Below are 8,155 nucleotides of genomic sequence, written 5' to 3' on the forward strand. Positions count from 1 at the left end.
GCGTCGCCACACCACCGCCTCGTCGAGCACGTACCGCTGCCTGACCCGGGTGAACGTGGACTGGATCTGCGCTTGCAACCTTGCCTCGACCAGCAGTTCGCGGCGCGCGGGCGGCTCCTCCAAGAGCGCGGCCGTCGCGTAGTCCCGGGTCTGCAACAGCTCCGGCACCGTCAGGCACGCCCACTCCTGGATGGCCTGTGCTCCGCTGCGCCACCCCAGGCGCTGCTGCTCGTCCGTGCTCAGCACCGAGGCGTAGGGCTTCCACCACTCCGGCTCCCGAGCTCCCCACCGCAGCGCGTTCAGACGTTCGCTCTCGCTCTCCGTCAGACGGTAGAACCGGGTCATGCAGGACAGGTAGTCCCGCTTGAGCTGGACCTGCCCGGCCTCCAACCGCATCACCGTTTGGACGGACACGTCGAGCTCGGCCGCGACCTCCTGCTGGGTGATGCCCAACCGCTTGCGGTGGCCGATCAAGCTCTCCAGCAGGATGTGCCGCTGCACGGTGGGCGAGCGCACACCCTCAACTCGGTCCTCACCCATCCTGGCCCCCCACACCGTGGTCGACGATCATGACCACCGACGCCGGGTGCACGTCCATGACCGCGAAGTGCGGGGCCTCGCCCTGGACGGTGAACCCATCGGCGCCGTGGAACAGGGCGCCGGTCTCGCTGCGCATGTGCTCGTCTTGACCGTAGGGCTGGGGCACGGTGATGGTGATCGTGACGCGGTGGCCCACCAGCTCGTGCAGCTGGGCGCTCACCCACTCGGCCTTCGTCATGCCCAGGTCGTCCACCGGGGTGGCCTGCCACCCCTGCTCGGCGGCGAGCTGCTCTGCGCGCGCCCGCTGCTCCGCCAGGCTCAGGTCCGGGAGCGTGTAGTGCACAGCCACGGTCACGAGCATCTTGTCGTCGCCGCTGCCGAACCCCAGCTTGCGGGCCTGGGCGACGTTCATGGTGCGCAACAGGGAGGGCTGGGGCAGTTGGTCGCGCATCACCGCGTGCGTGGCGTTGAGCATCCCGGTGACACCGGCGTCCGGGTTGCCGGTGTCCCAGACGGGGCGGAACAGGGTGGCGTGCCAGGACACCGGCCGGGAACCGGGCGGCAGGTCCTTGGCTTCTTCCTCCCAGAACTGCTCCCGCGCCTGGCGGTGGTTCTCGGCCAGCAGGGCCTCGAACTTGCCCAGGTCGAAGCGGGCCGTGCCGTCCTCGTTGGGGGAGAGGAGCTGCTCGGGCAGGGCCGCGGGGTCGAAGGCCTGCCCGAGGATCCGGGCGACGGTGGGCCGTGCCAGGCCCATGAGACGCGCGATGCGGTCGTGGGTGAAGTACTCCTGGTCGAAGTCCCGGGCGCTGCGGATCAGCTCATCGCGGGACCGGTGGGCGGTGCCCCACACGGAGAGGCGCCGAGCCAGTTCCTCGCGCCCTGAGACGTCGTGCTGCTGGTCATCATCCATGTAAAGAATGTTACATGTCAATAATGTTGCGCGAGGGTGGTCGGGGGTCCACCAGCATGACCGAGGGCGCCGGGCCGCGGAGAACCGCTGAACCCGACGCCCTCAACCCGGCACGTCCACACCAGCACGCTCACCCCGCCGTGTGGCGTTCGTAAGCCGCGATCCCCTCCTCCCGCACAGGCTCCAGCTCGTCCTCGTCCAGGCCGTACCGGTCACGCACGTACACCAGCGCCTGCTCCAAGGCCATCTGCGCCACCCGGTAAGGCATCCGCACCTCGCCCACCTGGATCTGGTCGGCGAAGTCCCACGAGATCCTCGGGATCCGGAAGCACTCCAGGGGCAGCACCGCCAGAGCCGCCCCGAACGCGGCCAGCTTCTCGTTGCCATACGCCATGGCCCGGCCTGTCGCCTGGTCGGCCGCTCGCGCACGCCGGGCCGCCAGGACCTGTTCTCTCTCGATCACCTGGTCGCGCTGGCCCATCACGGATCCTCGGAGGTCAGAGCGCAGGCCTTCTCGCTCGCCTGCTGCTGTCGAGCGGCCATCCACCGGGAGCCGAGGATCATGTGCGCGATCTCGTCGGCGTCGTCCTTCAGGGAGAGCCCCTGGTGGCGTGCGCTCCACAGAACATGGACAAGCGCGGTGTGGTCACCCTCCCAGTCGTGAAACGGCGGCTCGGTGCCGTGCTGAGAGGTGTCGGGGTCGGGGCGGGTTACATGTACACCTCGATGTCCTGGTCGGGGTGGACGTACAGGTCCGCCTGGTCGTACATGCGGAGCAACTCGCCGTCGTCGGCGTCGAGGTAGACCCTCAGGTCGCCGTCGGGCTGGGCCTGGACGAGGGTGACCCTCCAGGCGCGCCCGTGTGCGCGGATGCCGTGGCCGGGGCGGATAGCGCGGGCCTTCATGTGGATTCCTCTTTCATCTCGTCTTAAGTAGGTCGGCGCCCCCGTGTGGGACGCCGACAGGTGGTTCCTACGGGGAGTAGGACGACGGTGGACTACCTGCCGAACTGGATGTTGCCCGGAGTGTCGAGCACGGCCTGGGCCGTGGCCTGCACAGTGGCGGCCTCCGCGTAACTCTCCTGGTGGGGCGGCCCCATCTGGTCTCGGAGTCCCGGGACTCCGCACGCGCAGATCTCCCAGGACTGGAAGATTCGCCCGCCGTCGGCCGTGGGAGTGGCGATGGACAGGGTGGCGTTGGGGTGGTTGTCGTGGTCGCTCACGGCGACCTCCTCTCATGATCGGGTGGGGCCGCCGGGCGCGGCCCCCTGTGTGTTAGCCCGGGAGCAGGGACACGGCGTCGAGGATGCCCAGGCCCTTGCCGTAGCGCTTGGCCTCCTGGCACAACTCGACCAGGTGGCTCCTCCACTGGCCGCGGACGCGGTCGGCGCCGATGTCGACGCGCACCAGGCGTCCGTCGGCGAGGCGGCCGTAGCAGTAGCTCACGTCCCAGTAGGGGTACTCGCTGCGGTTGTAGCCGATCAGGCGCAGGCGCTCGATGGAGACGACCTCGTGGTCGGTCAGCGGGTAGATGCCCGCGGAGCGGTCGAGCTGGTCGAGCAGGACGTGGATGCCGCCGATGTCGCTGACGGGGTTGGTCTCGCCGGTGGGGATGCTGGGCCTGAGCGCCATCGTGTCTGCCTCTCGGTCGGTGCCGGGTGTTGGTGGGGTACCACCCCCCACCAACGCCACTAGTTAACCACATGAAACCATTAGTAGGCAACACATGTGTTGGTGTTGCCCACGGTCACCCCCACCCCCGAAACCACACCAACCCCTCCACGTGGCGCACCATGGGCGCCGCGGCCACCGCCCGCTCCGCGTCGTAGCGCTCCCTCATCCCGGCCGGAAGGTACGGGCGCAGGTGCCAGCACTCCACCGCGCGCAGCCCGCACTCCTCGGCCTCGTGAATCAGGTCCTCGCACGTGGTCGAGTCGGCCAACGTCGCGGCCACCTCGGGCCCGGTCATGACCAGTCCCTCAAGGTGGCGCTGGTGGCCGACCCCCTCGGGGAGGATCTGGGTGATGACGAAGGTGGTTCGGTGCATCGCGAAGCTCCTTACAGCTCAGGGGTGATGTGCAGACGCCGGGCGGGAAAAAGGGCACGACGCAGGGCCTGGCAGGCCTCCTCGTCAGCGAGAACACCGGGCTGGTGCTCAGGGCGAGGCTGCTCGGCAGGCAGGGTGCCCGCGCGGTAGCGGCGCTCGAACTCGGCCTGGGCGGCGTCCAGGTCGCACCCGTCGAGCTCGACGACGTCGTCGCCGGTCGAGTCCCCGTGCGCGTCGGCGCGCATGACCAGGGTCTGGCCCTCGGGGAAGAAGCGGCCGCGGTAGGCGGAGACCACCCAGCGCTGTCCGTCGTCGGTACGCAGGTGGCGCTGGCGGGCGCCGCTGAGCGTGGTGGTCTCGCCCAACACGGTGATCGTGGCCAACGGGGGCCTCCTCTCGGTTGCCGGGATGCGGTCAGGGTCGGCGGCGGGCGTTGTGTCGCGCTCGGCGGCGGTGCTGGCGAGCGTGATGCCCGAGCTGCACCACAGGCCGACGCGGATCACCACGCCTTCTGGTGGTAGAGGCGCTGGGCGTCCTCGGGCTCCACGCCCACGCGCAGGCACACCGTCTCCAGTGCGCGCTCGGCCTCATGCAGTCCGGCCTCGGCCACGGCCAGGCCCTCGGCGTCGCCGTCGTCGACGGCCATCTCGGTGTAGACACCCGCGGCCAGGACCTCGCCGAAGGCGTCGCAGACGGTGCGGCGGTCCTCGTAGGAGAGGTCGAAGGTCATGGCCGTTCCTTTCGTCGTGGGCCGCGGGGCCCCGCCTTGAATAATGCCCTTAGTTAACCACATTAAACAGTTAGTTAGCAACAATCTTGGGGTGCGGCGCGCAGTCGCACCCCAGGGGCCCTCAGCCCCAAGCCACCCCCGTCCTCAGTTCCTGGGCGCACATCCCCACCTCGACCAGTGCCTCCAGGCGCTCGGCGAGGTATCCGGCCGGTCGGCCGCAGTTGATGTGGTTGCCCTCGACCAGGGGCGGCAGGCCGGTGTTATCGGCGCTGGCCACGTCGACCAGCGCCAGCGCCAGCAGGGCGCGCCCGGTGAACAGGACCGCGTCCTCCTCCACACCGCCCAGGTCTCCGTCCTCGACCGGGTAGCCCAGCAGTGCCAGCAGCGCGGCAGCGCCGGAGTTGTGCACGTTCAGGTCGGTGGCGTCGAAGTGGTTCGTGGGCTGGAAGGTGACCGACATGGACATGGCCTTTCGCTCGAAGGATGGGAGGCAGCGGGTGCGGTTCGCGGGCCCTGCTGTCGACTGCGCGAAGTTGTGGGCGAGGAGGCCGCCGCCCGCGGGCGGCGGCCGGACTACCAGTCGGCGCGGCCGAGGCGGAAGGCGCGGGCGGCCGCCTTGCGGGTGTGCCGGTCGCGACGGCGCGCGTTGCGCTTGACCCCGGAAGCGACCCCCGGCTTCTTCGTCATGTAGCGGCGGGAGACGGGGGAGAAGAAGTCGTACTCGGTGCCGTCGATGGTGGTCGGGCGCTCAATGCCGGTCATCTGAATCCCCCGGAAAAGTGGTCGGTGTCGGTGCTGGTGGGGTGCCACCCCCCGCCAGCACCATTAGTTAACCACCTCACTGCATTAGTTGTCAACATTGCGGGCCGACGTGTCCCACCAACCCGCGAGCGCCCCGCCCACCGCGGGGCGCTCGCCGCACCGCATCACTCCAGAGCGGCCCCGGGCTGCACCGTGTAGTCGTATTCCAACAGGTCGACGTAGGTCCGCGTGCGCGCCCCCGCCTCGATCAGCGACCGAGCCCGCCCCACCAGTTCCGCGTCGGTTACCACGCGCTCCGTGGCGATGTAGGAGTCGTAGTAGCCCGGGTGCCGCAGCAGCAGACGCCCGTCGCGTGTGAGTACCACGGTGCCGTTCGGGTGCCGCGTCCTGGCCAGGCCGCTCACGCACAGCACCACGCCCACCTGGTCCTCAGGCGGCACGTCGCTGTACTCGGTGCTCGCCGGCGCCCCAATCCACCGGGGATCCTCCAGCAGGGCGTGCAGCGCGGCCGCGTCGGCCCGCGCGGCCTCCAGTTCGGCCGCCTCGCGCGCCTCGTCCTCGGTCGGCTCGACCACCGCCACCTGGTGCCACAGGTCCCAGTGCGGTTCATCGTGCGTCTCGGGGTGCCAGCACACCGAGGACACCTCTTCCGCGGTGAACCACGCGCGCGCCCGGGTCACCACGCCCATGCGGCCGCCCCCGAGCGGGAGCACGGAGCCGACCTGGTGCAGCATCGCCTCAACGCTGGGCCGTCGCATCCGCCGCGTTTCCACCCGGTGCACCTCGGTCAGCTCTCCCGTGGGCGTGCGTCCCGCGCGCTCGGCCACGTCCATGGCCAGCAGTCGCTTCTCCTCCTGCGGGTCCCCTCCGGCCTGGTCCAGGATGCGGTCGATGCGCTCCTTGATCGCCGCGCGTGTGGCCTTGGCGTCGGCGCGGTACTCCTCGGCGAGCCGAGCGAACTCGGTGCGGGCCTCGTCGCTGGGGGCCGCCCACTCCTTGCGCTCGCCGTCGAAGACGAAGCCCAGTTCCCTGGCCCTGGCGTGTAGGTCGGCGGCACCCCGCGGGATCTTCACCCACAGCTCCAGTGCCTTGACGCGCTTGGCGTGGTCGCGGCGCTCGATGTGCTCGAGGACCAGGGGCAGGACGCGTTCCTGCTTGGTCGAGCCCACCCACAGGGCGCGGTGCTCGGGGTCCCACTTGGCGCCCATGCTGCGCAGCTGGCTGTTGAGGTGGGAGGTGTAGCCGCAGCGCACGTAGACGCGCCGTCCCTCCTTCCAGGCGGTCTCGGTCGGGATGGTTTCGCTCAGTGGCTTGATGGCCATGGTCTCCTCCGGCGGTGTCGGTGCGGGCGGGGTGCCACCCCCCGCTTCGCGGGTGCGCGGTTGCGCGGTGTGTCGATTTCAGCACGTACTGCTGACGGTTGGCGGGGAAAGGCTCGCATCGGTCGATGGGGGCAGGAGACACCACAATCACGGTTGTTGTCAACTGACTTAGACATGTGGTTAACTAAGTGTGTTGGTGGGGGGTGGCACCCCGCCGACGCCCGACGCCACAGCAGCGACCGCTCAGGAGGACCCGATGCCCGCCCACCCCAACACCCAGTCCCTGGTCCTGCTGTGGGTCCGTCTCGTGGAGGAACTTCAGGTGCTGCTGGCTCAGCTCCCGCTGCCCATCGACCTGCCCGCACCGAAGAAGCCGGGCGACATCGGCAAGGCCGTCGACGTCCTGGAGCGCACCCTGGACCTGCTGGAGAGCGAGCCGCTGGCCTCGATGGTCGACCCCTACCTCAACCGCAACCTGCGCCGGATCACTGTCTGGCTGCTGGACAGCGAGGTCAAGCTCGGCCGGGTTCTGTCCCTGGAGGAGAAGGGGCGCACCGTGCGGCGCTTCGAGCGCGAGGCCCTGCGCCTGGCCCTGCGCCGGGCGCACCAGTACATCGCCGACACCCACAAGCGCTTCTAGAAAGCGCCAGGGGCCCTCCCCCGCGGAGGGCCCCTGGGTGTTCAGAGAGGGGGCGGCGGGCCGGGATCGAGACCCCTGAGGTGGCAAGCCCGCCGCCCACCGACACCACCACGGCCAGGCCTTGGCGGCTGTGCTCATCGTAGACGGTGCGCGTGATGGCCCATGCGCGCGCCATGTTGTCAAACAAGCGAATCATGTGGTTAACTAAGTGTGTTGGTGGGGGTGGCACCCGCCAGCGACCGACACCGACCACAAGCGCCCAGGAGGCCCCGATGCCCACTCTGACCCTCGACCGTATCGCCAACTCCTCCTCCTGGGCCCTGCGCTGCGAGCTCGCCGAGAAGCTGGAGGCGGCCGAGCGCGACATCGACACCGCCCGCACCGGCCCCATCCGCGCCTGGCTCGCCGCCCGCGACCGCCGCGACCAGCTGTTGCGCGCGCTCAACAACCTGGAGGGCGCCATCTTCTCCTACTGCGCCAAGCACGGCATCGACGCCGACCTCCTGCCCGCCTAACCACCGCCCCCCCCGGGGGGTGGAGGGTGGCACTCCACCCCCCGGGGCCGACACCACCAGGAACACCTGTGAACCACACCGAGAACGCTCGACCCTGGTACGTCCAGGCCGCCGAACGCGTCCTGAGCGACGCCGACCTGCCCTCCAACTACAGGTTGGGGCAGCACGGCCAGGTCGGCGCTAGCGTCATGCACAGCGGCCACCGCGGCCGCGTCATCGTCCACGTCTCGTGCAACCATCAGGGCCGCATCATCGACGAGCGCCCCGCCCCGCGCCACACCGAGCGCGCACGTGCCTGGAGGACGGCCTGCGAACACGTCGCGGCCACCTACACCACTGCCGGGTACGCCGACGTGGCCCACACGTCCCTGGGCCTGCGCGTGGAGGTGCCCGCCAGCACCGGGACCGCGGCCACCGTCACCCTCCAGCGCGCCCAGGAGCTGGGCAAGGTCGGCCTCTACACCGCCCGCGTCGTCGACCACCCCGACCTGGTGGCCACCATCGACGGCCGCATGGACGTACCGCACTCCCAGGGATACACGGCCCTGGGCCAGACCGGGGAGCTGGCGTGGGCGCCGACCGAGGTCGAGGCCGCGCGCGAGTACGCGCTCGCCTGCGGGTTCGGCCCCCACATCACGGTCAACCGGATCTGACCACGGCGGGGGGGGGGGGGGGGAGGGGGGGGGGGGG

Annotated in this window: 15 protein-coding genes; 3 read left to right on the forward strand and 12 right to left on the reverse strand. The window is 70.1% G+C overall.

Features of this window, described 5'->3' with window-relative positions; translation table 11 throughout:
• The 12 genes from ACSIH6_RS38690 to ACSIH6_RS38745 form a co-directional block, all read right to left on the reverse strand.
• The coding region (locus tag ACSIH6_RS38690) for a Scr1 family TA system antitoxin-like transcriptional regulator (RefSeq protein WP_435113752.1) at window positions 1–540 on the reverse strand (540 nt) is incomplete at its 3' end.
• Window positions 533–1,450 (reverse strand): hypothetical protein, encoded by a 918-nt coding sequence (locus ACSIH6_RS38695; protein ID WP_435113754.1) that lies wholly within the window; start codon window positions 1,448–1,450, stop codon window positions 533–535. The genes ACSIH6_RS38690 and ACSIH6_RS38695, both read right to left, overlap by 8 nt.
• A 130-nt stretch (window positions 1,451–1,580) precedes the next feature.
• Window positions 1,581–1,931, reverse strand: coding sequence for a hypothetical protein (locus tag ACSIH6_RS38700; protein WP_435113756.1), 351 nt, complete (start codon window positions 1,929–1,931; stop codon window positions 1,581–1,583).
• 229 nt (window positions 1,932–2,160) lie between these two features.
• Entirely contained in the window at window positions 2,161–2,355 is a 195-nt protein-coding gene (locus ACSIH6_RS38705) for a hypothetical protein (protein ID WP_435113758.1), read from the reverse strand.
• Between the two features lie 92 nt (window positions 2,356–2,447).
• Complete coding sequence (locus ACSIH6_RS38710; RefSeq protein ID WP_435113760.1) at window positions 2,448–2,672, reverse strand: hypothetical protein; 225 nt, start codon at window positions 2,670–2,672, stop codon at window positions 2,448–2,450.
• A 52-nt stretch (window positions 2,673–2,724) separates the two neighbouring features.
• Window positions 2,725–3,081, reverse strand: a complete 357-nt coding sequence (locus tag ACSIH6_RS38715) for a hypothetical protein (RefSeq protein ID WP_435113762.1) — start codon at window positions 3,079–3,081, stop codon at window positions 2,725–2,727.
• A 115-nt stretch (window positions 3,082–3,196) separates the two neighbouring features.
• Window positions 3,197–3,496, reverse strand: coding sequence for a hypothetical protein (locus ACSIH6_RS38720; RefSeq protein WP_435113764.1), 300 nt, complete (start codon window positions 3,494–3,496; stop codon window positions 3,197–3,199).
• 11 nt (window positions 3,497–3,507) lie between these two features.
• Window positions 3,508–3,999 carry a hypothetical protein gene (locus ACSIH6_RS38725; RefSeq protein ID WP_435113766.1) on the reverse strand — a complete coding sequence of 164 codons (492 nt, stop codon included), beginning with the start codon at window positions 3,997–3,999 and terminating at the stop codon, window positions 3,508–3,510.
• The gene (locus tag ACSIH6_RS38730; RefSeq protein ID WP_435113768.1) at window positions 3,996–4,226 is read right to left on the reverse strand and encodes a hypothetical protein; all 231 of its coding nucleotides are present in this window, start codon (window positions 4,224–4,226) and stop codon (window positions 3,996–3,998) included. The genes ACSIH6_RS38725 and ACSIH6_RS38730 overlap by 4 nt, the downstream gene beginning before the upstream one ends.
• Before the next feature lie 121 nt (window positions 4,227–4,347).
• Window positions 4,348–4,692, reverse strand: coding sequence for a hypothetical protein (locus ACSIH6_RS38735; protein WP_435113770.1), 345 nt, complete (start codon window positions 4,690–4,692; stop codon window positions 4,348–4,350).
• Between the two features lie 107 nt (window positions 4,693–4,799).
• A complete protein-coding gene (locus tag ACSIH6_RS38740; RefSeq protein ID WP_435113772.1) occupies window positions 4,800–4,988 on the reverse strand; it encodes a hypothetical protein in 189 nt (62 codons plus the stop codon).
• A gap of 164 nt (window positions 4,989–5,152) precedes the next feature.
• Complete coding sequence (locus ACSIH6_RS38745; protein ID WP_435113774.1) at window positions 5,153–6,310, reverse strand: hypothetical protein; 1,158 nt, start codon at window positions 6,308–6,310, stop codon at window positions 5,153–5,155.
• Window positions 6,311–6,566: 256 nt separating this feature from the next.
• On the opposite strand from ACSIH6_RS38745, the gene ACSIH6_RS38750 reads away from it, so the two are divergent.
• The 3 genes from ACSIH6_RS38750 to ACSIH6_RS38760 all read left to right on the forward strand — a co-directional run bounded on the left by ACSIH6_RS38750 (window position 6,567) and on the right by ACSIH6_RS38760 (window position 8,118).
• On the forward strand, window positions 6,567–6,950 hold the full coding sequence (locus ACSIH6_RS38750) for a hypothetical protein (RefSeq protein ID WP_435113776.1): 384 nt from the start codon (window positions 6,567–6,569) through the stop codon (window positions 6,948–6,950).
• Window positions 6,951–7,222: 272 nt separating this feature from the next.
• The gene (locus ACSIH6_RS38755) at window positions 7,223–7,465 is read left to right on the forward strand and encodes a hypothetical protein (RefSeq protein WP_435113778.1); all 243 of its coding nucleotides are present in this window, start codon (window positions 7,223–7,225) and stop codon (window positions 7,463–7,465) included.
• Window positions 7,466–7,533: 68 nt separating this feature from the next.
• A complete protein-coding gene (locus ACSIH6_RS38760; RefSeq protein WP_435113780.1) occupies window positions 7,534–8,118 on the forward strand; it encodes a hypothetical protein in 585 nt (194 codons plus the stop codon).
• Window positions 8,119–8,155 lie beyond the last annotated feature (37 nt).

This window comes from Nocardiopsis synnemataformans, from assembly GCF_965343085.1.
GTDB lineage: Bacteria > Actinomycetota > Actinomycetes > Streptosporangiales > Streptosporangiaceae > Nocardiopsis > Nocardiopsis alborubida.

Bases quoted from the DNA above. Each gene is read 5' to 3' on its own strand.
- ACSIH6_RS38695 (WP_435113754.1), bottom strand. From the start codon at position 1,450: ATGGATGATGACCAGCAGCACGACGTCTCAGGGCGCGAGGAACTGGCT.
- ACSIH6_RS38700 (WP_435113756.1), bottom strand. From the start codon at position 1,931: ATGGGCCAGCGCGACCAGGTGATCGAGAGAGAACAGGTCCTGGCGGCC.
- ACSIH6_RS38705 (WP_435113758.1), bottom strand. From the start codon at position 2,355: ATGAAGGCCCGCGCTATCCGCCCCGGCCACGGCATCCGCGCACACGGG.
- ACSIH6_RS38715 (WP_435113762.1), bottom strand. From the start codon at position 3,081: ATGGCGCTCAGGCCCAGCATCCCCACCGGCGAGACCAACCCCGTCAGC.
- ACSIH6_RS38720 (WP_435113764.1), bottom strand. From the start codon at position 3,496: ATGCACCGAACCACCTTCGTCATCACCCAGATCCTCCCCGAGGGGGTC.
- ACSIH6_RS38730 (WP_435113768.1), bottom strand. From the start codon at position 4,226: ATGACCTTCGACCTCTCCTACGAGGACCGCCGCACCGTCTGCGACGCC.
- ACSIH6_RS38735 (WP_435113770.1), bottom strand. From the start codon at position 4,692: ATGTCCATGTCGGTCACCTTCCAGCCCACGAACCACTTCGACGCCACC.
- ACSIH6_RS38740 (WP_435113772.1), bottom strand. From the start codon at position 4,988: ATGACCGGCATTGAGCGCCCGACCACCATCGACGGCACCGAGTACGAC.
- ACSIH6_RS38745 (WP_435113774.1), bottom strand. From the start codon at position 6,310: ATGGCCATCAAGCCACTGAGCGAAACCATCCCGACCGAGACCGCCTGG.
- ACSIH6_RS38750 (WP_435113776.1), top strand. From the start codon at position 6,567: ATGCCCGCCCACCCCAACACCCAGTCCCTGGTCCTGCTGTGGGTCCGT.
- ACSIH6_RS38755 (WP_435113778.1), top strand. From the start codon at position 7,223: ATGCCCACTCTGACCCTCGACCGTATCGCCAACTCCTCCTCCTGGGCC.